At 72.0% G+C, this 599-nt stretch carries 1 protein-coding gene; it reads right to left on the reverse strand.

Annotated elements, in window-relative coordinates; translation table 11 throughout:
• Nucleotides 1-26 precede the first annotated feature (26 nt).
• Nucleotides 27-599: nucleoid occlusion factor SlmA (slmA, locus tag Q673_RS24455; RefSeq protein ID WP_023005302.1), on the reverse strand; the 573-nt coding region annotated here is incomplete at its 5' end.

Below are 599 nucleotides of genomic sequence, written 5' to 3' on the forward strand. Positions count from 1 at the left end.
TCCTTGCTCCTTGCTCCTTGCGCCTGTCAGGCCGGCTGCGGGCTCTCGCGGAGCAGCTGGGCCGAGAGCAGCGCCCACTGGTCCGCCCAGTGCTCGGTGGGGCGACGCCTGAAGTCGCTCCTCACGTACTGGCTGATGCGCCCCTCGGCGGTGGCCAGCAGCAGGTTGGCGGCGGCGGAGGCGGGCAGGCTGGGGCGGCGCCCCTCGCGCAGCTCCGCCTCGCGGAGGATCTGCTTGAGCTGGGTCTCCAGCCGCTCGAAGAGCTGGTGGATGCGGGTCCGCAGGCGCGCCGTCTCGCCGGTGAGCACGCCGCCGTCGAGCAGGCGCGAGAGGCCGGGGTTCTTCTCGGCGAAGCCCAGCAGCAGGGTGAGCAGTGCCGCGCAGCGCGGCAGCGCCTCCTGCTCCTCCTCCAGGAGGCGTCCGATGCGCGCGAACAGCGACTCCTCGATGAAGGCGATCAGGTCCTCGAACATGCGCGCCTTGCTGGGGAAGTGACGGTAGAGGGCGGCCTCGGTGACGCCGACCTGGCGGGCGAGGGCGGCGACGGTGATGCGCTTGCCGCTGTCCTCTTCCAGCATCAGCGCCAGCGCCTGGAGGAT

Origin of the sequence: Halomonas sp. PBN3 (assembly GCF_000475415.1) — a bacterium.
Taxonomy (GTDB): domain Bacteria; phylum Pseudomonadota; class Gammaproteobacteria; order Pseudomonadales; family Halomonadaceae; genus Halomonas; species Halomonas shengliensis.